Raw genomic sequence first — 24,934 nt, 5'->3', positions numbered from 1 at the left:
TTCGGTATATAATATGGAAAACGAATATATGTTCGCATATGGTGGTGAGAACATGAGTGGTACTTCAAGAGTAGAGACAGAAGAGGATGTTCAAATGATTAAGGAATACACGCTGTTGCCGATTTTGCTTGATATGCTCGCAAGAGATATGGAGGAGCTTAAGGTTTATAAAGATAAAATCGTTTATAATCACATTCTTTTCTATCTCAGAGAGGTTGAGATGGGGATTTATCCAGAATTACAACAGTTGAAAAGCAAGATGAAGCAGCGAGAGATTAAGGTAATTCACACGGAAATGAATGCTTTAGGGATCCAAGTTGAATACAAGGTTCGAGGTTACATTCATCATTTCACGATGCTTCGTAGTTTGGTCAAGGCTGAGCTTATGACTATGCTGATGAATATGCGGGGGGAATTGCGATGAACAAAGGAAACAGGGGCGAGGAGCGAACGATCTTCTTGGCGGATTGTCAAAGTTTTTATGCTAGTGTCGAGAAAGCCGATCATCCAGGACTAGAGAATAAGCCAGTTGCCGTTGCGGGAGATCCTGCGTTAAGGTCGGGCATTATTTTAGCTGCCTGCCCTGTTGCCAAAGGATTTGGCGTATCCACAGCCGAAAGGTTGGGGGAAGCGCTGAAAAAGTGCCCTGAACTGATTGTGATGCGTCCACGGATGCAGCATTACATTAATGTTTCATTGCAAATAACTGAAATTTACGAGGAAGTCACGGATCTCGTTGAAGTTTTCAGTATTGACGAACAATTTCTGGATGTAACCGGAAGTATTTCGCGTTATGGAGATGCGATGACGATTGCTGAGACTCTGCAGCTCAAGGTGCTCAAACAAACGGGCGTTAAGGTTCGTGTGGGAATCAGCTCCAATAAGATTCTAGCGAAAATCGCGACAGATATTTGGGCCAAAAAGAATGCGACCGGCATTTTCACATTGCTGCCATCCGCTGTCGAGGAGCACCTTTGGAAGGAACCTGTCAGTAAAATGTTCGGTGTTGGTTCGCGAATGACGGCGCATTTTGCCAAGTTGGGCATGTATACGATTGGCGAGGTCGCACGAACGCCACTGCCGCAGTTGAAGCAGAAGTTTCGCGCGCGCTTCGGCAAACAATCGGATATTCATGCGGAGGTCATGTGGCGGACGGCAAATGGTTTGGATGACAGCCCGGTTACGCCAGGGACGTTCGATACGCCTCCGAAGTCGATTGGCCATATGATGACGCTGCCGAGGGACTATGCGGAATCGTCAGAGGTCAATACGATCCTCATGGAATTGACGGAAGAGGTATGCCGTGACTGTCGACGCAAAGGGTATATGGCCTCCATTGTGACGGTCAGTTGCATGTGCAGTCCATTTGATGCGCCGACAGGCTTCTCACGTCAGATGAAGATGCCGGACCCAACGAATCATACTGGTACCGTTTTTCAAGCTGTGAAGCAGCTTTTCTATAAATTTTGGGATACGATGCCTGTTCGTCGTGCTGGCGTGATGCTGAGTCAGTTTGTGGATGATGAGACGTATCAGCTCACTCTTTTTGAAGATCAAGTCAAGGCGCGTGAACTGGAGAAAGTGACGGACAGCATTAAGGATCGGTTCGGTAATGCGGCGATTGTTCGTGCGTCTTCTCTGACGGCAGCGGGTCAAGCAAAGACGCGTTCGCTCAAAATTGGAGGCCATTATAAATGAGCAAAAAACTGCAGAATAACGGGTTGTGGGAATCCAGTCGCATGATGCTTCCTCAGCATCGAGAAGCTTTTCAAAACCAACGGCACGACAAACCGCTACCCACAAAACGCCCGACAGCAGATGACATTGGTATTATTAAAGAATCGGTTTTGCTGCCGCATATGCATACGATTGTTTTGCGAAGGGCGCGCGAAGTAGAGCGTTCCTCGGAGATGCTAAGAGCACTCTATTCGAAGGTGGCTCAGGTGCTGGCCAAAAACATGCACGCCGACTTAGCCAAAGTAAAGCGCCACATGCTGGAGAATGACATGCACGTTGCCGAAGAGGAGAAAGACGATCAGATGATCCGTTACCGGTTTAGGTGCCGTGAGCATGAAGATCGATTTACGATGACGAGAGACTACATGCGTGCTGAAATTGGTGCGAGAATCGGCAGATATGCCGACAGTTTAGTTACAACGATTTATGGCACAGATCCGCGTGTGAGTGTGTTGGAGATCGAAAAGAACAAAAAATCATGAAACTGCCTAGCTATCGCTAAGCCTCATGCGGTACAGCCTGAAGAAGAATGGTTCTTCGGGCTGTACGAATTGACGTAAGCCTATCTTTTTTCCATAATGGAGAGAGGGGAATTGGATAACCGTGTGAAGGAGAAGGATGTATACCTATGTGCGGACGCTATACGATCACTGTAACGTTAGAGGAATTGATGCTGCGTTACGATATGTACGATACTTTTATGCCAAGATATAGCCCCAAATATAATGTTGCGCCCGGACAACAGGTGATGGCCATCGTCCATGATGGGCAGCGAAATAAGCTAGGTGAGCTGAGGTGGGGACTCATTCCTGAATGGGCTAAAGAAGAGAAGATTGGCTATCAAATGCTCAATGCGCGTTCAGAAACCTTGGCGGACAAGCCTGCCTTCCGCAAGCCCTTTGAGCGTAAACGCTGTCTCATCCCGGCAGATTCTTTCTATGATTGGAAAGGAACCGGCAAGCATAAGCAGCCAATGCGTATAATGCTGCGCAGCAGGGAGCTTTTCAGCATGGCGGGTCTGTACGACACATGGACGTCTCCGGACGGCAACCGCATCTCGACGTGCACGGTCATCACGACCGAGTCCAACGAGATGATGAAGGATATTCATGAGCGGATGCCTGTCATTTTGCCACGGGAGAAGGAAGCTGTGTGGTTAGATCGGGGTGTGAAGAATGTGGAGCAGCTGGGTCCTTTGTTGCAACCCTATCCTTCAGAGTTGATGATGGCGTACCCGGTATCTAATCGGGTGGGGAATGTGCGCAATGATGACGAGCTATGCATAGAGCCGATAAGTCTTTTGATATAAAAGGCCGCGGGTAATAGAGAATGGGAGCGTCAAGAAAATGAAAAATGGTATGTTGCTTAGGGTCACGATTATACTTGCTATTGTAGCGGCGATTAATGGCTACATAGGCTGGCACTTGAAGGTTTTTTTATCGCATTTATTGGGTGCTTCATTTCATCCCTGGTTGTATTGGCCGGTGTTTTGGATCGTTGCATTCTCCTATGTCATCGGGCGGTTTGGAACGAAGGTGCTGCCTCCAACGCTAACACGACTGCTTAATATCATAGGTTCCTATTGGTTGGCTCTCATCCAATTTGGCATTCTTCTTTTGCCGTTCACGGATGTGGCGATTGGTGTGTTGTATGCAGTATCTGTTTCGCCAGCGACCTATGTACCCATTCTGGGATGGATTGACGTTGTTGCTGTGCTTGTTCTTTTGCTATGGGGTTCCTATAATGCACGAACGCCAATTGTACGTAAACATGAGATTACGATTTCTAAGCAAGCGGGAGATAGGAAACAGCTACGGGTTGCAGTAGCCTCGGATATTCATTTGGGCGCAGTCGTCGGCAATCGTCATTTGCGCAAGCTGGTTAAGCAGGTGAAAGCGATGAAGCCTGATTTGATTCTGCTGCCAGGCGACGTCATTGATGATGATATTAAACCTTTTATTCGGTATCAAATGGGACAAACCATGCGAGAGCTGCAGGCGCCGTTAGGTGTGTATGCCGTGTTAGGCAACCATGAATACTATGGGGGGCATATTCCAGCCTTCGTGGAACAAATGGAACAAATCGGCATTCGCGTGCTGATGGATGAAGTCGTTCATGTCGAAGAGTGTTTATATCTCGTGGGGCGTAAAGATAAATCGGCGGAACATTCCCCTGGAGGACGTAAGCCGTTAGTCTCCTTGCTAGACGGGATAGATCTTACGCAGCCCATTATAGTCATGGATCATCAACCGTACCAGTTAGACGTAGCGGAGGCAGCAGGTGTCGATGTGAATCTGTCAGGTCATACGCATCGTGGTCAAATAGCGCCGAATCATCTGTTCACTAGGCGGATTTTTGAACTGGATTGGGGCTATTTACGCAAAGGAAACCTTCATGCGCTTGTGTCTTCGGGCTTCGGCACATGGGGGCCGCCAATACGATTAGGCAGTCAATCTGAAATTATTGAACTGATTATTCATTTTACAAGTAACGATAGAGAAGAGGATTAACACGAATGCAAGAGTTAGAGAAGAAACAAATTACCGCTGTGGAGCTGGCGGCAGCGATGATGCAGCTTACCATGAAAAGTATAGAAAATAGCTGGGATACCCTACAGCCGGCAATACTAGCTTACTTGTCTCCTCCCGTGTTAACGATGGCTAAGGAAGACGAATTGGTTAGAGAAGCCTATCTTGCTGCATTGGCGCTGGAAATCTATTGCATTCCTCACGCTTTTGAAGAGGAAACGGCACGTCTAGTGAGCATAGGCATGGGACAAGTGATGGCTTCCGACAATTTGGCGGAACATGGTTTATGGGAATCGATCACGCAGTACTACCTGCCAAGATTATCCGCTGTAGCTGAGGCAGAGCCTGAAGATTTGGCACTTGAGCTGGTTAGGGAAGGAACGAGAATCCTCTACGAGCGTATTGAGCTTCCTTTGAAGCCGGTAGATCCAGGCACAAGTTTATTATGGGCAAAACTGTTCCCTTTTGTAGTTGGAATTGTTGGGAAATGGCCCGTTTTAGCCACGAAATTTGAAGTGAAGACAGAGTAGTAAGGGGTCAAATCGGCCCGAAAGAGTGGAGGGGAACAGCACGCATGTCGAACAATCGAGTTCACGTATATGTCTTATCTGGATTTCTGGGAAGTGGTAAAACGACCTTGCTCACCAAGGCCATTGATTATTTCACCGAAGCGGGACGCAAGCCTGCTGTGATCATGAATGAAATTGGCGAAGTGAATTTGGACGGACAGTTAATAGCCAACGAGGTGCCTATGTCTGAGCTGCTCGGCGGATGCATTTGCTGTTCGAGTCGTGGCGATCTTGGCACAGCTTTGAATGAATTAGTGACGGGGGAGCAGCCAGATTTGATCTTTGTGGAATCGACGGGGATAGCGAATCCCATGGAGGTCATTGATGAGATAACAGATGCTTCGCTTCTGCTTCCGATAGAGCTTTCAGCCATTATTACAGTTGTGGATGCACCGCAGCTGCTCGAGTTAAACCGTACAAGTCGCGGCAAAACCTTCCGGCTTATGCGGGATCAAATTCGTTGTGCCAACTTGCTCCTGCTCAACAAGACGGACCTGCTGCAGGAATCGACACTTCAAGAAGTCCATGATCTTGTGCGCGAATGGAATCCGTATGCGGAATTGCATTATACTGTATTTAGTCAGATCGATATCAAGCTCATTGAGGACATGCACACAGAGGGTTCTGGCAGGGCAGTAGAACAAGTGGATACGAATGACGAGGCGCAGCCGCACAGCCACGAGCATCACCATTCACATAACCATGTGATGGCATATACGCACTTTTTTGAACGGGCCGTAGATAGCAACGCATTTGAAGAATTCGTCAGTAAACTTCCTCAGGAAGTGTATCGTGCTAAAGGGATTCTAAGTTTCTCGGATACATCGAGCAGATTCTTATTCCAATATGCGTACAGAGAAATGGATTTTGTGAAAATAACGCCGAAAGGCGACGTGCCTGACGTAGCTGTCTTCATTGGGGAAAACTTCGCCAAGGATGCGATTCGCACAGAATTGCTGAGGTTAGAAGCTATGCCTGATTCAGAGCAAAATAACTAGCAGGAACAAGTAAATCCTCAACAATAGGTTGAGGATTTTTTCATGGGACAGATTTCGTCATCGTTCTACACTTGACGCAAGTGGCCTATTTGCTGCACTATAATAGAAGAACATTTCAACACAGAGGGGTAATGCACGTGAGTAAGCATACGGATACGATCGATGAGATGCTAAGAGCGATGTCGCAGAAGGGCTGGCGAATTACAGAGCAGCGCAGAAGCTTAGCGACCCTATTTGCAGAATCGGGTAGTTATTTATCGCCGAAGGATGTTTATGAACATATGAAAATGAAATATCCAGGCATAAGCTTCGATACGGTGTATCGTAATCTCCGCTTGTTGAGCGAGATGGGTGTTCTGGAGCAATTTCATTTGGCGGATGGCTTGAAGTTCAAAGCGAGCTGCTTGTCACACCATCATCATCACATGATTTGTGTCAGCTGTGAGAAGACCGTGACCTTTGAGTTCTGTCCAATGAAGCTTGTGCAGGATTTGCCGGAAAGCTTTGAGATTCAAAGCCATCGGTTTGAAATATTTGGCTATTGTGCGGATTGTAAATCAGCCATGCCTACCGCTCAGGTGAGCGAGTAGGTTGGCGGCTACATGCGCATCGGAAAAAAGCAGTCCGCGGGAGTCATCCAGCGAGGCTGCTTTTTTGGTTTAGAGGCTATCTGCTTTTGGTAACGTGGAGCAGTTCAGGGACTGTGACGAACGTGTAGCCTGCCGCTTTAAGTTTGCTTATTAACGGTCCAATAGCTTGTACCGTCCCTGATAAATCCTGACTGTCAGCCCCTCCAGAATGCTGAAGAATAATGGAGCCAGGCTTGGTTTGCTGCATGATATTGTGAAGGACTTGATCGGAACTCAAGGATTTCCAATCGAGAGAGTCGACATTCCAGTTCACAATTAAATAGTGATGATCAGCCATCCATTTCACTTGTTCCTCATTAATTGCCCCGTAAGGAGGGCGGATTAATCGGGGCGAGTAACCAATGAGGCCCTGCAAAACATGTTCGGTGCGCTCAATTTGGTTTTGAAATTTATCCACAGAGAGCTTGGGTAGATTCTCATGACTGTATGAATGATTGCCAATGACATGGCCTTCATTCGCGATTCGTTTAATGATATCAGGATGAGTCGTAGCCATAGAACCAAGTACAAAAAAAGTTGCCTTCACTTGATTTGCTTTCAAGGCATCTAGCACTTTTGGCGTAAACCGCGTATCAGGTCCATCGTCAAACGTTAAAGCGACTTTCTTCTCTTGACTTGAGCCGCGGAGCTTGAATGTATCTGGGTATTTAACAACGAGCTGCGAGAGAGTGAGTTTTTTCTGAGAAATTCGGATTTGCCCTTGATTTTTCTGAACGGGCACGGAAGGTCTTTTGGAAGCTTCGGTTTGTGTTGCTGGCTTTCTCGAACTGATCTTAGGTTTCGAGCTTGGCGTTACTGTGGAACGTGGTGCTCGTGAAGGCGTTGCTGATGCAGATGGTACCGTAGAAGCGGAGGGCGTGCTTACGGGTAGCAGCGCGCTAATCCGCTTCTTGGCATTTGCAGTATCTGCATCTGTAATAAAACGGGACTCCTCGAAGTCCCTGCTAGCCTCAGTGGATGTCTGGGTGACATGTGGAGAGGCGTGATGGGCTGAGCTCTGATCTTGAAAAGGCTTTGAAAAAGGTACACCGCAGCTAGTTACAAGCAGGCAAACGATGCTAAAGGACCAAAGCCGTTTGGTCATGGCAATCCCCTCCGAGCTTTATGACTATGCTCTAGGTTTTGTTAGGGAGAGCGATGTTATCCCGTGCAAATAACGGAAATAGTAAAAGTAGAGATATTCTCGTAAAGACGGGCACTGTACGAAGTGAAATTATTTATGAAATGATTTTCTGAAACGTAACGATATCGTGGAATTGTCCCCATTTAAAACCGACCTCACGATAGTACGCACACTGCTGGTAGCCATTGCGGGTGAACATGTGAATGCTAGCGGAATTATCCGCACAAACCGTCGCTATTAACGAATGAAAGCCGCGCTCTTTAGCGAAAGTTTCGATATATTGAATAGAGGCAGAGCCTGTGCCTTTACCGACATAAGTAGGATGAAGATAGATCGTCACTTCACCGGTTGTATCATAGGCTTGCTTCTTCTTATGTGGCATTATTTGCACATAGCCTTGTGGCATCTCATTTTGCATAATTACATAGGTCTGATATCGCGGGTTGGGATGGATGACACTTTCCGTGAATTCGGGTAGAGCAACAGGCTCTGTGTGGAAAGAATACGTTGTGTGTAGAACGAAATGATTGTAAATTTCCATCAGAAAGGGAATGTCGGACGTTTCTAGTGGTTTAAATATTAGGGCAGACATGATGTGGGCACCTCGCTTAAGTTTAGAAGACAAATGTCAGATATGTTCACGAGCATAGCGAGATACCTGCTTGCAAATGACATTTTCAAATAGACATTCCGTTCCAATCCATGTATCTTAGATATAATATCTACTAGAATTAGGGGGAGTCACAGCCATATGTCAGACAATGTAAGCTATATTCTCGTAATCGTCATTGGTATCATCGTACTTGCTGGTCTGACTTACATGAATCTTCGCAAAATAAGTAAATCGACAGCGGATTTGACACAGCTCAAAAAAAGAACGCTACTTTGGACCGAAATTTCCCTTGCCTTATTCGTTGTACAAATGTTTTTCCGTGACCGGAATGGTGGATTCCTGATATTCTTTGGGATACTAACCCTATTTACAGGGGCGCATTACTTAGGAATTTTATATTATACACGCAAAAGAAACCGTTAAAAAAATGAAGAGGCTCTCCGCGTAGATGATCTACGAAAGGGAGCCTCTATTTTATTTTCAAGGCAAAATAAGCTAGACTGACCTTCTAATCATTCCAATTCGTCGGCTTCGTCTTCGTCGGAGTTTTCCATTTCTGGTACCATTTCTTCTTCTGCTTCTGGCCCATCAATGTTCGCAACTGTAGCATGACAAGCTTAGCGCGGTCTTCATCGGCATATTTGTCACGCAGATTCTCAAATACAGGTTGATCTTTCATGGCTGACCTTCTTTTCTGGCTGTAGGATTGTAAAATATAGGGAATGTATGTTCTTATTTTAATTATAGCATAAAATGGAAGAGGGGATCAAGCCTAGCAGAAGGAGAGTATGCTCTACATGTGGAATGTAACTATAGTAGCAAATTCAACGATGGTTCGACAAATTAGTCATAAGATTACAATTTCCTAACGAGGTGAACAATGAAAAAGTGTATTCTATTTTTACTAATGCTCTCTATCCCATTTGGAGTTGCTGGCGCTGCCACTGTTAATGGAGATTTCGAAGGGAATCCCATCGTACATGTAACATCTAATGGACAAGTGCTGAAAGTTGATGAACTACCTGCATTGATTTATAAAGACCATACCGTAGTCCCCCTATCTATGTTGCGACAACTCGGGGTACTCGTAACTTGGAATCCCAGTACATATAGTGTCAATGTGACAATGCCTCAATCCCCGCCGTCGACAGTGCAGATAGATCCTGCAAAAATAGAATATGAGCGCTTGCTGCATGCCTATCAATGGCTAAAGGATACAGATACGGCCTTACTAACCTTCTCACAACAATTTCAGCAGTATGCTAATTTAACGAATGGCAGTGAGTTTGCTAATCAACTAAATGTGGATTTTGAGGAATTAACGAAACAATACAATGAGGCCAACCAAATGGCACATAATCTTATTCAAACAGTGAGTAACTCGGAAGATCTTCTATCTATTATTAAGAGTGAGAGTGCCGCATTTAACAATGTCCAACAAACCAAGAATCTGCTTTCTTTTAAACTTACTGGAATTAGTATGCCTGAATTCGAGAAACAATTTGCTATCAGTCTGCTTAATGCTACACGTATGGCACAAAAAAACTTGAATAACACAAATGCTATTATTCATCAGCTGCAGCTTAAGAATGAAGTTTTGCCAGATAAAACTTCTGCAAAAACCGCGGTTAAGATGTGAACCATAAGATGGAGCTATTAGAACTGTGCAAATGAGGCACTCGCATTTATGTGGGTGCTATTTTATTTGTCGCTACTAAATGATCCAACGGAGTAAGATAAGCCAGTGCCTAGTAGACTATCTAATAAATTTGTTAATCTGGACCGATTGCATGAGCCATTACTCGAAAAACTTAAAAAGTACACAGCACCCAGTAATGAAAAATGTCGCTGGGCATAGCAAGAAAGGAGCTCGGAGTATGCGAGACCCACTTTTTGGATCGAAGAATCGTTATGTAATCCTCGAGAGTAAGAAAGTACTTGGCGAGGTGTATGTCATAAATGAGCGCTATAGAGCTACTCTCAAGAAAGTACGCAGAGGTATTAGTTGTAGGAAGGCAGGATGATGTAAGACACTGTATGTGGGGGTTGCTCCTTCAATAATGTTGGAAAAGTAAGCTGAAATAGAATGCGAAGAAGACGATCCGTATAAATACTTCACTTTGAGGAGTCATGTTTTTTTACAGTAATGAGTACAGAGGTTCGATTTTCTTCCTCCATCTGCTGAATAATCTCGAGCAAATAAATAGCAGCACTAAATTTTTCCTGATCAATGAATTCGCGGATGAGTTCAATAATATCTTGCTTAGATACTAAATAGTATAGCTGCAAATGACCACGTCCCTAAACAAGTACTTGAAGATATATTATGCAAAACATTCATTCCGGGTATGGGCATTGGCTGACTAAATTTATGCTGGACTCATTGAGGATGAAAAATGGAGAGAATTTAAAAAGAATTTCACGGAAATTCTTATAGAAAACATAATTCTTAAAATGGAATCAGTTGAAGATATAGCTTATTTCTATTTTACTCAAACGGACATAACGCTAAGGGAATGAAAATGAGAATCGAAACTATACAAATTAATCAAGTGAAACCCAACGGCTGGAACCCAAACGAAATGGACGATCATCTGTATAGATCATTAGTGGAAAGCATTCAGAAATACGGTGTACTACAGCCGATCTTGGTCCGAAGTGATATGACGATCGTTAAGGGTGAGTTTGTGTGTGGCGATGCGACGAGGCTTGAGGTTGTGCAGAAACTAATGGCGGGCGCCAAGGCAGCGCTTGTTGTTACGGATCCTCCTTATAATGAAGCTGTTGAGAGTGATTTAGTTCGTTTGGCTGCTGATGGTCGCGGGACAATAATGAACGACGATATGCCCGCAAAGGAGTTTGCGGTTTTTTTGAGTTCCGTATTTTCTTGCTATGCGGAAGTCATGGACCCGAAGGTGGCTTCCTTCGGCTGGTCGCAGTATCGTTACAAGCATGAGCCAGTGTTCTATGCTCACTTGAAGGGCAAGTCGCCGGCATGGTATGGGGACCGTAAGCAGACAATCATTTGCGAGAATTAATAGTAAGGATGCTCGTAACTTGGCACTTTACTCTTCGTTATCTCATATCGTTGCTGTTGGTCATGACGATGGTGTCAGTAGCATTTCGACGCTGGGTAAAAGTTGATATCATGGTATTTAATCAAGTCATGGCAACAAGGGCAGTAAAGATAAACGGACAGTTAAAAACTTCATCTAAGTATGCTACAATGTCGGTATCAGAGCAAAATGCTTACTTTTCGCATGCCGTGATGCTAGCTGTTATTGAAGAATTGGTGGTGGTTATATGACGAAGACTTCGAAACATCAAGAGCAAGAGATTGGGGGATTTGACGAGAGCTATATGGATGACCTGAACCCCGGAGATCCGGATTTTGTTGAAAAGTTCATTGAAGCTGTCAAACGGCCGATCGAGATTGTAAAAGACGAAAAGTTTTCTAGGATATGGCATGTTGAATAATTACGAGTAAACATACTCGAAATATTTATTAATGGCGTTCATGTATATTAGTCTGAAAGAATTTTTGTTAACGTTGAGGGGTTAATTGGTGATATGTATGGTGGATAAAGATCTCTTAAAAGAAACGTGGACAAAACAACCATTCGGAATTATTGGATATGAAATATTGAGTGAAGATCAGATATTTGTTGAATATGCTAAAAAGTATGGATTCAGGGTGGCAGTTCGTGATTTAAAGATTGATCGGTTGGAATGGGATAGATTAATCAAGCTCATGAGAAGTAGATGAAGCAAATGAACAAAAGTGTCTGTTCAATCTTTGATAAGTGTGACTGGGATTCTTGAACTATCAGGAGAACTTAAATAGTAGGAAGTGTAACTATGATAATCAACTATTTAATTACTTTTGTCTCTGAAGAATCAGTTGCAACTGTAAATGAACTTGAATATGGTGTTTTAGGTTACCTCGAGTTGGTGTGTAATGAAGAATTTAGTTATGGGTGTATACCATATTTACCAATCCCAGCTGATTTACGAGGCTTGGATTTGTTATCAAGATGGTTTGAGCAAATCTCGGAAGCAGCAATGTTGATTTTGAAAACTTCTGATTTTGTAATAATCAATGATATTGAATCTTTTAATTCGTGGATAGAAATTCAAAGAAGTGGCGAACAATTATTTCTTAGTCATATAATATCAGAGAATAAAGCAGGACACGGTTCAATATTGCTAAAACCATTAAGTGACTGTATTTATGGTCGCTGGGTCAAACAACCAGTCGATGTAAGAGCTTTCTTAAAAGAAGTCATTGGAAAAACACGAGCATTTATGGATGAACTACTTGCACATAATAAAAATTTTCTGAACGTCAGTTGGTTTGAAAAAATAAGGTGTAATATAAATAACATTGAGATTTAGACGATCACTTTACCTCTTTCATGAGGCAGTTTTGGTTGAAATTAACGTTAAAGAATAACAGAGAAATATATTTAGGATTCCTGAACTCTCAGGAGTCCTTTTTCTGTTGCCCTACCAGATGGCCTTAAACTGGGTATTTCATTTAGAGGGGGATTTAGATGGATTGGTTGAAAGATTTGTTGAGATCTCAAGGTCTCTCGGATACACAAATCACTGCAATTGATTGGAAGTGTTGAAACTAACTATAAGGGTTGGGTCCCTGATCACCTATTCAAAGATGTTACTGATGCGAAAAAGAAAGCGGAAGATGATTTAAAAGAACGTGACAAGCAACTTGAAACATTTAGTAAAGCAGCAGGTGACAACAAGGTGCTACAGGATCAGATCACCCATCTGCATACGGCTAATAAAGCATCTTCAGATAAGTTTGAATATCCAGTGAAAGCCCTAGGTAAGCGAAGTGAAGTGAACGGAAAGGGAACGGTTTTATTGCACGTTATTTTAGGCCGCATTCGCTTTAAATAGATTGTAGTGTTTTTTACTTTGAAAATTTCCGTCCCCAAATCGTCCCCAAGATAAAACTGAACTATCTGTAGTATATGAAGTTTTTCCTCTGTAATAGTCAAAAAACCCTTATATAATAAGGGTTAGGAAAACTGTCCTATAAAATAATAACGGCGACTGCTTGCGCAGCCGCCTCATGGGAGAGGAGAAACCGGATGAAGAGCTTATGGGGAAACGTAAGCCTTCTCCGCGGTTGTCTACGACATTCTCTGATGTCGATAGTTCAAGCATGACCGATTTACGGTAAATTTATACATCGTAGGGATAAAATTTTTGTGTCAGATTAGTGCTTGTGGTACGATAGCAAAAGAATGAACCAGCATGGAAGGGAAAAGCACAGATGAGAGTGATTTCAGGCACGGCCAAAGGCAGGTCGTTAAAGGCTGTACCCGGTACAAGTACACGACCAACAACAGACAAAGTGAAGGAAGCGATCTTCAGTATGATCGGTCCTTATTTCGACGGAGGGCAGGTGCTCGATCTATTCGCCGGCACAGGCGGGCTAGGAATTGAAGCGCTAAGCCGCGGTATGGATAAGGCGGTATTTATTGATATTGAGAAGAAGAGCATCGACACGATTCAACACAATGTGGAAGTCGCTAAATTGAAGGATCAAGTGGAAATCTATCGAACGGATGCGGCGAGAGCGTTGAAGGTGCTTGCGAAGCGGGCCGAGCAGTTCCAGCTTGTATTTCTAGATCCTCCCTATCGGATGAAAGGGATCGCAGAGCTGATGACGATGATGGAAGAACAGGCCATAGTGGAGGCTGATGCTACAATTGTTGTTGAGCACGATGCCAAGGATATCTTACAAGAAACCATAGGTGGATTTAAACAGTTACGTAGAGCAGACTATGGAGATACGGCTGTGACCATATTTAAACGCGACGCAGCATCCATAGAAGTCAGCAATTAGTTAGCAATTGAAGGAGATGAACAGCATGATGAGGCAAGAACATGGTATTACAGTAGCGGTATATCCAGGAAGCTTTGACCCGGTTACTTATGGACATCTTGATATTATACATAGAGCAGCGAAAGTATTTGATAAACTAATTGTAGCGGTGCTGAACAACACGTCCAAGAATGCGTTATTCACCCTGGAAGAGAGAATGGAATTGCTCCGGAAAGTAACGGCAGATCTTCCTAATGTGGAGATTGACGGTTTTCGGGACTTAATGGTGAACTATATGAAAGCTCGGAATGTCAGGCTTATCGTTCGCGGACTTCGGGCTGTTTCTGATTTTGAATATGAATTGCAAATGGCATCAACGAATCATAAGCTGAATCCCGATGTGGAGACGTTCTTTATGACATCCAAGCCTCAGTTTTCTTATTTGAGTTCAAGTATCGTGAAGGAAATCGCTAAGTTTCATGGACCGGTAGAAGATCTAGTGCCAGCAGAAGTGGAAGAGGAGTTACGCAAAAAATTCCCTCAGACCTAAAAGCAAGGTCTAAAGGAATTTCGATTTCGGGTTAAAGCTTGGTTATTTCACCGTTTTCCTTTTGAAAGAGGCGTAAACCAAATGAAATGAGCAGCATGCAGGTCAAAATGAAAAGAAATAACGTCAGCATTGGTCCCCATAGGCCCCATGCCGATTCGCCGTTCAAAGGAAAGGGTGCCACTGCTTCATTAGTTGCTAGGTCTAACCGTAGGAAGCTCGGCTCTGTATCTAGTAAGAGCAATTGCAATGGTTTCCACAGTAGAATCGTTGTGAATAAAGCAAGTACGGCATGTAGTGCGCGGGATTGTAAAAAGAATAGATAACGGGCATCGGTTTTTTGATGAAAGCCAGCAACCTGTGCGTGGGCGGATAAGCCTCCCCAACCAAGAAATGCGCTAAGGAGCGCCATTTGCGGCAGAAGCGGGAGATCCTTAGCTTGGCTTAAGGCGTAGGAACCAAGGTGGATTTCCATTAAGCCTTTAATCCATTGCGGTGTCGTATCTGTGAAGATCCCCATAAAGCCAAGAAGGAATTGCGTGATGGGACGAAGCATATCGGCAACATGCGTGATAGAGATGACGTTAATAAGCACCGAAAATATCATCATGTAGCCGCCAATCAACATGAGGGTATGTACAGCTGAGGCTACTGCATCACCGAGCAGCTTTCCGAAAGTACGCCCATCTTCCCAGTAAGCTTGACGCATGGCCGAAAGGGCTGATTTCCAAATAGAACCGGATGCTTTTTGCTTCTGTTTATGTCCTAGCGTGTTCACTTCAACAGGAGCGATTGCTTGTTTACTATGTCGCATTAAGAATCCCGTTACGATCGCGGAAATGTAGTGAACAATGGCAAGCAGGATGCCTAGTTTGGCGTTGTGAAGGAAGCCGATGCCGATAACCATGATCAGAAATAACGGACTGCACAAATGCGAGAGGGCTGTTAAGCGCTCTGTCTCTGTGCGTGTTAGCAGGTTTTTTTCGCGCAGCGATGCAGTAATTCTAGCTCCTGCTGGAAATCCTACAACAAAGCCTGATGCCAGTGCCCAACCACTAATACCGGGTAGGCGAAAAATGACACGCATCAGCGGTTCTAGGAGAACGCCTATCCCTTGAATGATACCGAAGCCGATCAAGAGCTCGGTCATAATAAGGAAAGGCATTAATGCAGGAAAGACAAGCTTCCACCAGATGGTCAGCCCTTCGAGAGAAGACTGAAAAGCTTTGTCAGGAAATAGAATAACAGATATAACGACTAGTCCGGCCAAAGCTCCCAGCACTAGTGTTGTGATTTTGGCATGAAATCTTGCATTCGGCATAGCATCACCTCGTCCATCGAACATGCTTCATTGTACGCAAGAAGACAGGCGATTAGACCAAGCTTTCAAACGTGACGAGATCGGTCAAACATCAAGAGAAAGCAACAGGAAAGGGGAACCTGTATGGATAGGGAAGAAGAGAGCATACGTACATGGTCGAATGATTCATATCGATATCCGAGAAGCTCAACGACAAGACGCTACTTAGTATCTGCCTTAGTAGGTATTATCATTGTATATTTGCTATTTTTTGTGCGGCTGCCCTTTTTTGTGTTTATGCCAGGTACTGCGGAAGAAATCAAACCCATGGTGTCGATTACCAAAAGCACGGGCTCTGAAAAAGGGACGCTCATGCTCACGACCGTGCGCGTTGCTGATGCGAATGTGGTGAATTATTTGGTAGGGCTCGTTCATCCGTACGAAGAAATTCAGCCTAAGAAGGCTGTGCTCAAGCAGGGAGAGTCCGAACAAGAGTATTCACAACGTCAGGAATATGTCATGTTAACCTCGCAGGCCAGTGCCATTCAAGCCGCGTATACCGAGGCTAAAGTCCCTTTTCACATTGACCATGAGGGAGTCATGGTCCTACAAACCGTCCCTGGGTTGTCAGGGGAGAAAGTGCTTAAGCCAGGCGATGTTCTTTTGAAAGCTGGGGACAAAGAAGTGAAGGTGGCGCAGGATCTGCTGGACTCTCTCGCAGGCAAAAAAGCTGGAGACAGCATCACCATTACGTATGAGAGAAAGAAGACGGAATTACAGACGACATTGACGCTAGGAGCGCTGCCGCTTCAAGAGGGTGAGACTGTGGCTCGTGCAGGAATTGGTGTAGTACCAGCAGGCATGCAGTCGGTGAAAGCGGATCAGGAAGATCAACAGGTGTCGATTAAGGCTGGTGATATTGGCGGTCCTTCAGCAGGTCTCATGTTTTCTTTGGAAATATTCAATCAACTTGTACCCGAGGATATTACGAAGGGTTACCGTATCGCAGGCACGGGAACGATAGAAGCAGACGGCACCGTAGGGCCAATTGGCGGAATCCAACACAAAATTATTGCTGCGGATCGAGAGAAAGCGGATATTTTCTTTGCTCCCAAAAACATGACCTACAAAGACGGAACCAAGATCGAGAACTATTCGGATGCGGTCAAAAGAGCGAAGCAAATTAATACGAAAATGAAAATTGTAGAAATTGGAACGATGGAAGAAGCTTTGAAATATCTAGCAGCACTGCCTCCGAAATAAGTCATATCTAGCAAAAGTAATGGAATATCAATTGACAAATGGTATGCATAATGGATATAATAATCTTTGTTTGTTTGGGGTGATATCATGCAAATTCGATTTAGAGAGCTATCTCTGCAAGGACAATCGGTACCCATGAGTGAAATTATGAATTTGACAGAACCTTTTGAGGGTCGTCAAGACATATTAAACCACGGACCTGTTCATGCAAATCTTCATGCAAAGTATGAAGAAGGAGTAGTTAAAGTTAACGGTACGTTAACGCTAGACTTGGAGTTAAGCTGTTCCCGATGCTTAACGCACACGAACCAAACAATTAAGCTTCCTTTTAAGGAAGTTTTCATGCAAAAGCCGGAAGAAGAAGATCCTGAGCTTGACGAGGATATTCATCTGGTGGTTGGGGATAAAGTCGATTTGGAGCCTTACGTTGTAGAGAATGTAGTGGTCGGTTTACCGTACATACCATTATGTGACGACGCGTGCAAAGGTCTCTGTCCAGTGTGTGGAGAGAACCGGAATGAACAGGATTGCGGCTGTAAGACGGAGAAAATAGATCCTAGACTTGCAGGTCTCGCGGACTTTTTTAACAAAGAATGAAATTCGAATAAGGAGGTGTTTTGAAATGGCAGTACCTCAACGAAGAACGTCCAAAACTCGTCGCGACAAGCGCCGTACGCACTTCAAATTGGAAGTTCCAGGCATGGTGAAATGTGAACAATGTGCTGAGCTTAAACTTGCGCATCACGTTTGTAAATCTTGCGGGACATACAAAAGCAGAGAGATCGTAAAAGCATAATAAAAGGCATAGTACTTCATCCTAGGTGAGGTGCTATTTTTTTTGCTTTCTTTTTGGTTCTAAATTTAATATACTACAGTTTAGTATCTGGTAATAAGATGAGATCTCACGAGATAAGGTGGTGCTTACCATCGAACGCCTTCCAAAACGACAAAGGCAGCAGCAGCTGCTGCAAGCCATTGAAGCGAACCCTTTTATGACGGATGAGGAATTGATGCGAACGTTTGGGGTCAGTATCCAAACTGTCCGCTTGGATCGATTAGAGCTCGGTATTCCTGAACTGCGGGAACGCATGAAGCATATGGCCGTCAAAACGTATGATCCTGTGCGTTCACTTCCCATTGATGAAGTCATTGGGGAAGTCATAGATTTACAGCTGGATCAGAGCGGTATATCGATTTTTGAAATTAAAGAAGATCATATTTTTTCCAGAACCAAGATTGCCCGAGGTCATCACATATTCTCACAAGCGAACTCATTGGCAGTTGCTGTCATCGACGATCCGATCGCTTTAACAGCTTCGGCGGATATCAAATTCGTGCGATCAGTGAAGCTGGGAGAGAAGTGTGTCGCCAAAGCTTATGTGCGATCTGTTTCCAAAGGGAAAGCACGCGTAGAGGTGTTCACATATGTGGGTGAAGAGACCGTGTTTCGAGGCAACTTTGTCATCTTTCATTCGAAGAAAGAGCAACATCTAGATAGGGAGGACAAGCTCCATGCGGATCGCGATTGATGCAATGGGTGGAGATCATGCGCCTAAGATCGTAGTTGAGGGTGCTCTCGCAGCGGCCAAAGAGTGGAAGGACGTACATATCATTCTAGTCGGGAACCGTACCGCGATAGAAGCTCACCTCACAGAGAGGCCGGATAACCTAACGATCCATCATGCGGAAGAAGTCATTGAAGCCGAGGATGAGCCCGTTAAAGCAGTACGTCGGAAGAAGGATGCTTCCATGGTTGTCGCAGGACGTTTGGTTCGGGAGAAAGAAGCCGAAGCCATGATTTCTGCAGGCAATACGGGGGCGCTGATGACGACAGGTCTGCTCATAGTAGGAAGAATTCCAGGAATTGAACGTCCAGCATTAGCACCTATGATTCCTACAATGGATGGCCATGGTGTGCTCGCATTAGACTTAGGAGCAAACATGGATGCAACCCCAGAACAATTGATTCAATATGCGATTATGGGCAGCATTTATCGTTCCAAAGTACACGGTGTAGCCAAGCCTCGCGTAGGTTTGTTGAATGTAGGGACCGAATCGACCAAAGGGAATGAATTAACCAAAACAGCATATCCTTTAATGGAACAAGCCCCGATTCATTTTGTTGGTAATGTAGAGTCTTCACAGGTGCTTCGTGCAAAATGCGATGTGATCGTATGCGACGGCTTTGCTGGAAATATTATGTTAAAATCATTGGAGGGCGCTGCGTCCGCCATTTTCTCAGCGTTAAAAGAAGAATTCACGAAATCCATCTTCTCGAAGCTTGCAGCAGCCGTGTTGAAGCCAGGGTTGACGCAATTCCGCAAGAAGCTGGACTATAATGAACATGGCGCGGCACCGTTCTTGGGTATTGATGGACTAGTACTAAAAAGTCATGGTTCCTCAGATGCAAATGCCATTAAGAATGCCGTTCGTCAAGCAAGAATTGCGTTACAAAATGATTTGGTCGGCACCATATCTGCCGAAATTAGCCGCGGGAAGCGAGATATAACAACATGAACTTAATACCAGTTGGGGTACTCGGAACGGGTAAATATGTACCAGAGCGTATTTTAACGAATCAAGAACTAGAAACAATGGTTGAAACGAACGATGAGTGGATAGTATCTCGGACAGGCATACGTGAGAGAAGAATCGCGGCAGAAGGACAAGCTACGTCTGATCTGTGCTATGAAGCTTCTTTGGTGGCTTTGTCGAATGCAGGGATTACAGCAGATCAACTCGATTTAATCATCGTTGCGACCATTACACCAGATATGTCATTTCCGTCTACGGCATGTATCCTTCAAGAGAAACTGGGAGCTAAGAAGGCAGCAGCGTTTGACTTGTCAGCAGCGTGCTCAGGCTTTGTCTATGGGCTAGCGAACGCCGCTAATTTCATTGCCACTGGTACATATAAATACGCACTTGTTATTGGCGCAGATTGCTTGTCCAAAATTACCGATTACACAGACCGCAATACCTGCATTTTATTTGGAGACGGCGCTGGAGCTGTTGTGATTGGGGAAGTGCCTGAGGAACGAGGCTTCAAATCCTTTGAACTAGGCGCTGATGGTACTGGAGGTCCTCTTCTAAAAATTGAAGGCGGCGGTTCCCGTAACCCAGCATCACAGAACTCATTAGACCAGCGTTTACACTACATCTACATGGCGGGTGCTGAGGTCTTCAAGTTTGCAGTTCGCATTATGGGGAATGCTGCGGATGAAGCTTTGCGTAAAGCGGGTTGGGAGAAAACAGATATCGATCTGCTCGTCCCACACCAAGCCAACATGCGTATTATTCAATCCTCATTGAACCGCTTGGAATTGTCTGAAGACAAATGTATGATTAACTTGGACAAGTATGGTAACATGTCAGCTGCCTCCATACCGGTTGCCTTAGCAGAAGCGTCTGAGCAAGGTAGATTAAACGAAGGTGACCGACTTATCTTAGTAGGCTTTGGCGGCGGACTCACTTGGGGTGCAACAGCTTTAGTTTGGTAAGTAGCTAGATGAACTTATTTTAATGTGAAAAAATGACTGAATATATCGTGGAAGGGGATCCTTTTCTCGTATGGGTAAAATAGCATTTGTATTTCCGGGCCAAGGCTCTCAATCCGTTGGTATGGGACAAGACCTATACAACGCTTTGCCTGCTGCCCAAGACTATTTCGACCGCGCGAATGAAGCGCTAGGTTTCTCTTTGTCTGATCTGATCTTCGAAGGTCCAGAGGACCAACTGAAGATCACGTACCACACGCAGCCCGCGCTGCTCACGACAAGCATCGCTTGTCTGGAGGCGTTCAAGGCTGCTGGCATCACGCCAGACTATGTCGCAGGACATAGTCTGGGCGAGTACAGCGCGCTCGTCGCAGCCGGCGTGCTCGCGTTTGAAGACGCGGTCCGCACCGTGCGGGCCCGCGGCGAGTTCATGGAACAGGCCGTCCCAGGCGGCCTGGGTGCCATGGCAGCCGTGCTGGGAGCCGAGCGCGCAGCGCTGACGGAGCTTTGCACGGCAATTACAAGCGGCGGCTCCGTCGTGGAGCTCGCCAATGTGAACTGCCCGGGACAGATTGTCGTGTCGGGCAGTAAGGAAGGCGTTGCAGCGGTTGTCGAACGCTGCAAGGAAGCTGGCGCGAAGCGTGCCATTCCGCTTGAGGTGAGCGGGCCGTTTCACTCCTCCCTCATGAAGCCAGCTTCGGAGCGCCTCGCAGAGGTGCTCGCGTCCATCGAGATGAAGGATGCAGCCGTGCCCGTTGTCGCCAACGTTACGGCTCGTCCTGTGACCCAGCCGAGCGATATTCGCGGCTTGCTGGTGGAGCAGGTGTATTCCCCTGTATTATGGGAAGACACGATCTCGTACCTGATCAGCGAAGGTGTAGACACGTTCATTGAGCTTGGCTCAGGAACGGTGCTTGCCGGCTTGATCAAGAAGGTCGACAAAACGGTGAAAACCGTGTCGATTGGCAGCCTTGAAGCATTGGAAAAGTATACGCAGGAGGTACACACGCATGTTAACGGGTAAAGTAGCATTAGTTACTGGTGCATCACGTGGTATTGGGCGTGCGATTGCTTTGCATTTGGCTGAACACGGTGCGGATGTTGTGGTGAACTACGCTGGTAGCGAAGCCGCTGCTAGTGAAGTTGTAGCTGCAATTGAAGCGATGGGTCGTAAAGCGATTAAATTGCGTGCCGATGTGAGCAGTTATCAAGAATCTGACGATCTTGTAAAGCAAACGCTAGAAGTTTTTGGCAAAATTGATATTCTCGTGAATAATGCGGGCATAACAAGAGACAATTTAATCATGCGAATGAAAGAAGAAGAATTCGATCAAGTAATCGCTACAAATCTCAAAGGCGTGTTCAACTGTGTCAAAGCGGTCACGCGTCCGATGATGAAGCAGCGTTTCGGTCGAATTATCAATATATCTTCTGTAGTTGGTGTGCTCGGTAACCCGGGTCAAGCTAACTATGTAGCAGCAAAAGCAGGTGTAATCGGCTTAACGAAAGCGACTGCGAGAGAGCTATCCTCGCGTGGCATTACCGTGAATGCTGTTGCGCCAGGCTTTATTGAAACCGATATGACAGACAAATTGTCTGCTGAGATGCGTGAACACATGCTGAAGCAAATCCCGCTGGAGCGCCTTGGGCAGCCAGAGGAAATTGCGAAGGTTGTTCGCTTCTTGGCTTCTGACGATGCCTCCTACATGACAGGGCAAACGCTCCATGTAGATGGCGGAATGTACATGTAAGTTTCTAGAAAATGAGAATCTCAAATTGTCTACTGGCAATCTGTTAAAGATTCTCGTATAATACCAAATGAGGAGGTGAACCGGATGTCCGACGTATTGGATCGTGTTAAACGAATTGTAGTCGATCGTCTAGGGGTTGATGAAGCTGAAGTCACCCTCGAAGCATCTTTCAAAGAAGACCTAGGTGCTGATTCTCTCGATGTAGTTGAATTAGTAATGGAATTAGAAGATGAGTTCGATTTAGAAATTTCAGATGAAGATGCTGAGAAGATTACGACAGTAGGAGAAGTTACGAATTACATAAAATCTCATACGTAATAGTCTACAGAGTCCCGTTTCTAATAAAGACGGGACTTCTCTCCATTCCTGGCAATAATAAAAAATGAATGACTACATAGAAGGTGGTACAAATGAACAGAGTTGTAATTACAGGTATGGGCGTAGTTACTGCCCTTGGTCAAGACTTAGAAACATTCTGGGGGAACCTGACTTCTGGTAAATCTGGCGTAGGTATGATTGAGAATTTTGATGTAAGCGAATACCCAACACGGATTGCCGCTGAAATCAAGGATTTCAACATTGAAGAATATGTGGATCGCAAAGAATCCCGTCGAATGGACCGTTTTGTTCAATTCGCAGTTGCAGGCGCCCTCAATGCGCTTAAGGATGCGAACCTGAACGTGAAGGAAGATGCTGACCCAGAACGTGTTGGCGTATCCGTAGGATCAGGTATTGGCGGATTGAACACATGGGAAGAGCAGCATCGCATTTTGCTAGAGAAAGGTCCTAAACGGGTTTCACCTTTCTTCATTCCAATGATGATTGCGAACATGGCATCTGGTCATGTATCAATGGTCACAGGAGCAAAAGGGCCAAACTCAACAGCTGTAACAGCTTGTGCGACAGGCACACATTCCATTGGTGACTCTTTCAAAATGATTCAACGTGGCGATGCAGACGTTATGATTTGTGGTGGAGCTGAAGCGACGATTACGCCGATCGGTGTAGCTGGCTTCTGCGCATTACGTGCGATGTCAACGCGCAATGAAGAGCCGCATTTGGCAAGTCGTCCATTTGATACAGGTCGCGATGGCTTTGTAATGGGTGAAGGTGCAGGCGTGCTCATTCTGGAGTCACTGGAGCATGCTCAGAAGCGTGGCGCACGTATCTATGCTGAGGTAATCGGCTATGGTATGAGCGGTGATGCGTATCATATGACAGATCCAGATCCAGATGGTGCTGCACGTTGTATGGTGAAAGCAATCAAGGATGCAGGTATTGCACCAGATGCAATTTCGTACATTAATGCGCATGGTACTTCAACACCTGTTGGCGATAAATCAGAAACGATTGCGATCAAGAAAGCGTTAGGCGAGCATGCGTATAAAGTTGCTGTTAGCTCAACGAAGTCCATGACGGGTCATTTGCTCGGCGCTGCTGGCGGTGTGGAAGCTGTTATTTGTGGATTAACAATCGCGAACAGCCTAATTGCACCAACAATCAACTTGGACAATCAAGATCCTGAGTGCGATTTGGATTATGTACCAAACAAAGCGCGTGAAGCGGACGTTGGTATTGCGATGTCGAACTCCTTCGGGTTCGGTGGTCATAATGCCACGATCATCATGAAAAAATTTCAAGCATAATTACCATGCCTGCGACGAAAGATAACGGAATATCATTCTCTCCGGGTGGTGAAGTATAGGCGTGAACCGTGATATTAAAGATTTACAGAAGCAGATAGGCGTCTCATTTCGGAAGTCGGAGCTGCTGAAGCAGGCTTTCACGCATTCCTCTTATGTGAATGAACACCGAATCGCTGGACATAAAGACAATGAACGACTTGAGTTTCTTGGAGATGCCGTGCTTGAATTAACAGTTTCGGAATTTTTATATGAATCTTATCCTGGGCGTTCAGAGGGTGAATTGACGAAGCTAAGGGCATCCATTGTCTGCGAGCCTTCGCTCGTAACATTTGCCGAAGATTTGGATTTCGGTGCGTTTGTCTTACTAGGTAAAGGGGAAGAGCTAACAGGAGGGCGATCACGGCCGGCATTGCTGGCAGATGTGTTCGAATCCTTCGTTGGTGCGCTATATCTAGACCAAGGTTTGGATACCGTTAAAGCGTTTCTTCAGAAGCATGTATTCGCCAAAATATCCAGTGAAGGCAAGCTGCTTGTGATTGATTACAAGACGCAATTGCAAGAGCATACCCAACATCATAATATGGGTTCGTTGGAATACCGGATTGTGAATGAACGGGGCCCCGCACATGAGCGCGAGTTCGTTGCTGAAGTGCATATGGAGAGCGAGCTTCTGGGAACCGGTGCTGGTCGTTCTAAGAAAGAGGCGGAACAGCAGGCTGCTGCTGGCGCACTGTCCAAGTTAAACGTAACTGTACAACGATAGTGGAAAAAACCAGAAGAGGCAGCTCCTGCTGCCTTTTTTGTATTTTTCTCTTATTTTCATAGGCGATATGTTACAATAATTTCTGAGGTGAGACC

General features: G+C 45.2%; 30 protein-coding genes and 3 pseudogenes. 29 read left to right on the top strand and 4 right to left on the bottom strand.

Annotated features, from left to right (window positions below):
• Positions 1–52: 52 nt before the first annotated feature.
• The 8 genes from AC58QM_RS19190 to AC58QM_RS19155 all read left to right on the top strand — a co-directional run bounded on the left by AC58QM_RS19190 (position 53) and on the right by AC58QM_RS19155 (position 6,422).
• A complete protein-coding gene (locus tag AC58QM_RS19190; protein ID WP_063868092.1) occupies positions 53–424 on the top strand; it encodes a YhjD family protein in 372 nt (123 codons plus the stop codon).
• Positions 421–1,698 (top strand): DNA polymerase IV, encoded by a 1,278-nt coding sequence (locus AC58QM_RS19185; protein WP_497286480.1) that lies wholly within the window; start codon positions 421–423, stop codon positions 1,696–1,698. Before AC58QM_RS19190 ends, AC58QM_RS19185 begins: the two co-directional genes overlap by 4 nt.
• On the top strand, positions 1,695–2,219 hold the full coding sequence (locus tag AC58QM_RS19180) for a YhjD family protein (protein ID WP_497286479.1): 525 nt from the start codon (positions 1,695–1,697) through the stop codon (positions 2,217–2,219). The genes AC58QM_RS19185 and AC58QM_RS19180 overlap by 4 nt, the downstream gene beginning before the upstream one ends.
• Positions 2,220–2,365: 146 nt before the next feature.
• A complete protein-coding gene (locus AC58QM_RS19175) occupies positions 2,366–3,046 on the top strand; it encodes an SOS response-associated peptidase (protein ID WP_497286478.1) in 681 nt (226 codons plus the stop codon).
• A 37-nt stretch (positions 3,047–3,083) separates the two neighbouring features.
• Positions 3,084–4,247: a metallophosphoesterase gene (locus AC58QM_RS19170; protein ID WP_497286477.1), complete on the top strand. Its 1,164-nt coding sequence runs from the start codon at positions 3,084–3,086 to the stop codon at positions 4,245–4,247.
• Between the two features lie 5 nt (positions 4,248–4,252).
• The gene (locus tag AC58QM_RS19165; RefSeq protein ID WP_497286476.1) at positions 4,253–4,795 is read left to right on the top strand and encodes a hypothetical protein; all 543 of its coding nucleotides are present in this window, start codon (positions 4,253–4,255) and stop codon (positions 4,793–4,795) included.
• A gap of 44 nt (positions 4,796–4,839) precedes the next feature.
• Complete coding sequence (locus AC58QM_RS19160; protein ID WP_497286475.1) at positions 4,840–5,832, top strand: CobW family GTP-binding protein; 993 nt, start codon at positions 4,840–4,842, stop codon at positions 5,830–5,832.
• A 167-nt stretch (positions 5,833–5,999) separates the two neighbouring features.
• Positions 6,000–6,422, top strand: a complete 423-nt coding sequence (locus tag AC58QM_RS19155) for a Fur family transcriptional regulator (RefSeq protein ID WP_310500377.1) — start codon at positions 6,000–6,002, stop codon at positions 6,420–6,422.
• A gap of 76 nt (positions 6,423–6,498) precedes the next feature.
• Here AC58QM_RS19155 and AC58QM_RS19150 read toward each other — a convergent pair whose 3' ends face one another.
• Both AC58QM_RS19150 and AC58QM_RS19145 read right to left on the bottom strand, forming a co-directional pair.
• Positions 6,499–7,566, bottom strand: coding sequence for a polysaccharide deacetylase family protein (locus AC58QM_RS19150; RefSeq protein ID WP_497286474.1), 1,068 nt, complete (start codon positions 7,564–7,566; stop codon positions 6,499–6,501).
• 133 nt (positions 7,567–7,699) lie between these two features.
• Complete coding sequence (locus AC58QM_RS19145) at positions 7,700–8,197, bottom strand: GNAT family N-acetyltransferase (RefSeq protein WP_497286473.1); 498 nt, start codon at positions 8,195–8,197, stop codon at positions 7,700–7,702.
• A 159-nt stretch (positions 8,198–8,356) separates the two neighbouring features.
• On the opposite strand from AC58QM_RS19145, the gene AC58QM_RS19140 reads away from it, so the two are divergent.
• Positions 8,357–8,641, top strand: a complete 285-nt coding sequence (locus tag AC58QM_RS19140) for a hypothetical protein (protein ID WP_497286472.1) — start codon at positions 8,357–8,359, stop codon at positions 8,639–8,641.
• 85 nt (positions 8,642–8,726) lie between these two features.
• On the opposite strand, the gene AC58QM_RS19135 is transcribed toward AC58QM_RS19140, so the two are convergent.
• Positions 8,727–8,897: a hypothetical protein gene (locus AC58QM_RS19135; protein WP_157257142.1), complete on the bottom strand. Its 171-nt coding sequence runs from the start codon at positions 8,895–8,897 to the stop codon at positions 8,727–8,729.
• A 201-nt stretch (positions 8,898–9,098) separates the two neighbouring features.
• On the opposite strand from AC58QM_RS19135, the gene AC58QM_RS19130 reads away from it, so the two are divergent.
• From AC58QM_RS19130 to coaD, 9 genes and pseudogenes are all read left to right on the top strand, one after another.
• A complete protein-coding gene (locus AC58QM_RS19130) occupies positions 9,099–9,857 on the top strand; it encodes a stalk domain-containing protein (protein ID WP_497286471.1) in 759 nt (252 codons plus the stop codon).
• 877 nt (positions 9,858–10,734) lie between these two features.
• Positions 10,735–10,887: pseudogene (locus AC58QM_RS19125) on the top strand (ParB N-terminal domain-containing protein); the annotation flags it as partial.
• Positions 10,888–10,905: 18 nt separating this feature from the next.
• Positions 10,906–11,244, top strand: a pseudogene (locus tag AC58QM_RS19120) (DNA modification methylase); the annotation flags it as partial.
• 277 nt (positions 11,245–11,521) lie between these two features.
• A complete protein-coding gene (locus tag AC58QM_RS19115; RefSeq protein WP_497286470.1) occupies positions 11,522–11,695 on the top strand; it encodes a hypothetical protein in 174 nt (57 codons plus the stop codon).
• A 97-nt stretch (positions 11,696–11,792) separates the two neighbouring features.
• On the top strand, positions 11,793–11,984 hold the full coding sequence (locus tag AC58QM_RS19110; protein ID WP_497286469.1) for a hypothetical protein: 192 nt from the start codon (positions 11,793–11,795) through the stop codon (positions 11,982–11,984).
• Positions 11,985–12,076: 92 nt separating this feature from the next.
• Complete coding sequence (locus tag AC58QM_RS19105; RefSeq protein ID WP_497286468.1) at positions 12,077–12,613, top strand: hypothetical protein; 537 nt, start codon at positions 12,077–12,079, stop codon at positions 12,611–12,613.
• Between the two features lie 219 nt (positions 12,614–12,832).
• Complete coding sequence (locus tag AC58QM_RS19100) at positions 12,833–13,138, top strand: phage scaffolding protein (RefSeq protein WP_497286467.1); 306 nt, start codon at positions 12,833–12,835, stop codon at positions 13,136–13,138.
• A gap of 370 nt (positions 13,139–13,508) precedes the next feature.
• Positions 13,509–14,093: pseudogene (gene rsmD, locus AC58QM_RS19095) on the top strand (16S rRNA (guanine(966)-N(2))-methyltransferase RsmD); the annotation flags it as partial.
• A gap of 16 nt (positions 14,094–14,109) precedes the next feature.
• Positions 14,110–14,622 (top strand): pantetheine-phosphate adenylyltransferase, encoded by a 513-nt coding sequence (gene coaD / locus AC58QM_RS19090; protein WP_414813329.1) that lies wholly within the window; start codon positions 14,110–14,112, stop codon positions 14,620–14,622.
• A 31-nt stretch (positions 14,623–14,653) separates the two neighbouring features.
• Here coaD and AC58QM_RS19085 read toward each other — a convergent pair whose 3' ends face one another.
• Positions 14,654–15,940: a nucleoside recognition domain-containing protein gene (locus AC58QM_RS19085; protein WP_497286466.1), complete on the bottom strand. Its 1,287-nt coding sequence runs from the start codon at positions 15,938–15,940 to the stop codon at positions 14,654–14,656.
• Positions 15,941–16,063: 123 nt separating this feature from the next.
• Between AC58QM_RS19085 and AC58QM_RS19080 the strand changes: the two genes are divergently transcribed.
• From AC58QM_RS19080 to rnc, 11 genes are all read left to right on the top strand, one after another.
• The gene (locus tag AC58QM_RS19080; RefSeq protein ID WP_497286465.1) at positions 16,064–17,182 is read left to right on the top strand and encodes a SepM family pheromone-processing serine protease; all 1,119 of its coding nucleotides are present in this window, start codon (positions 16,064–16,066) and stop codon (positions 17,180–17,182) included.
• An 87-nt stretch (positions 17,183–17,269) separates the two neighbouring features.
• Positions 17,270–17,779, top strand: coding sequence for a YceD family protein (locus AC58QM_RS19075; RefSeq protein WP_497286464.1), 510 nt, complete (start codon positions 17,270–17,272; stop codon positions 17,777–17,779).
• Between the two features lie 25 nt (positions 17,780–17,804).
• Positions 17,805–17,978, top strand: a complete 174-nt coding sequence (gene rpmF, locus AC58QM_RS19070; RefSeq protein WP_056624823.1) for a 50S ribosomal protein L32 — start codon at positions 17,805–17,807, stop codon at positions 17,976–17,978.
• Between the two features lie 118 nt (positions 17,979–18,096).
• A complete protein-coding gene (fapR, locus tag AC58QM_RS19065; protein ID WP_497286463.1) occupies positions 18,097–18,711 on the top strand; it encodes a transcription factor FapR in 615 nt (204 codons plus the stop codon).
• The gene (gene plsX, locus AC58QM_RS19060) at positions 18,695–19,699 is read left to right on the top strand and encodes a phosphate acyltransferase PlsX (RefSeq protein ID WP_497286462.1); all 1,005 of its coding nucleotides are present in this window, start codon (positions 18,695–18,697) and stop codon (positions 19,697–19,699) included. Before fapR ends, plsX begins: the two co-directional genes overlap by 17 nt.
• Positions 19,696–20,682 carry a beta-ketoacyl-ACP synthase III gene (locus AC58QM_RS19055; protein ID WP_497286461.1) on the top strand — a complete coding sequence of 329 codons (987 nt, stop codon included), beginning with the start codon at positions 19,696–19,698 and terminating at the stop codon, positions 20,680–20,682. Before plsX ends, AC58QM_RS19055 begins: the two co-directional genes overlap by 4 nt.
• 70 nt (positions 20,683–20,752) lie before the next feature.
• The gene (gene fabD, locus AC58QM_RS19050) at positions 20,753–21,703 is read left to right on the top strand and encodes an ACP S-malonyltransferase (RefSeq protein ID WP_497286460.1); all 951 of its coding nucleotides are present in this window, start codon (positions 20,753–20,755) and stop codon (positions 21,701–21,703) included.
• Complete coding sequence (gene fabG, locus AC58QM_RS19045) at positions 21,690–22,430, top strand: 3-oxoacyl-[acyl-carrier-protein] reductase (RefSeq protein WP_310500344.1); 741 nt, start codon at positions 21,690–21,692, stop codon at positions 22,428–22,430. Before fabD ends, fabG begins: the two co-directional genes overlap by 14 nt.
• 84 nt (positions 22,431–22,514) lie before the next feature.
• A complete protein-coding gene (gene acpP / locus AC58QM_RS19040) occupies positions 22,515–22,748 on the top strand; it encodes an acyl carrier protein (RefSeq protein ID WP_028558238.1) in 234 nt (77 codons plus the stop codon).
• 92 nt (positions 22,749–22,840) lie between these two features.
• On the top strand, positions 22,841–24,076 hold the full coding sequence (gene fabF, locus AC58QM_RS19035) for a beta-ketoacyl-ACP synthase II (RefSeq protein ID WP_497286459.1): 1,236 nt from the start codon (positions 22,841–22,843) through the stop codon (positions 24,074–24,076).
• Positions 24,077–24,137: 61 nt separating this feature from the next.
• Positions 24,138–24,839 carry a ribonuclease III gene (gene rnc / locus AC58QM_RS19030; protein ID WP_310500342.1) on the top strand — a complete coding sequence of 234 codons (702 nt, stop codon included), beginning with the start codon at positions 24,138–24,140 and terminating at the stop codon, positions 24,837–24,839.
• Positions 24,840–24,934 lie beyond the last annotated feature (95 nt).

It is taken from the genome of Paenibacillus sp. J22P165 (genome assembly GCF_059692015.1).
The sequence above is the reverse complement of the archived record's forward strand: the minus strand, read 5'-3'. Positions and strand labels throughout refer to the sequence as shown.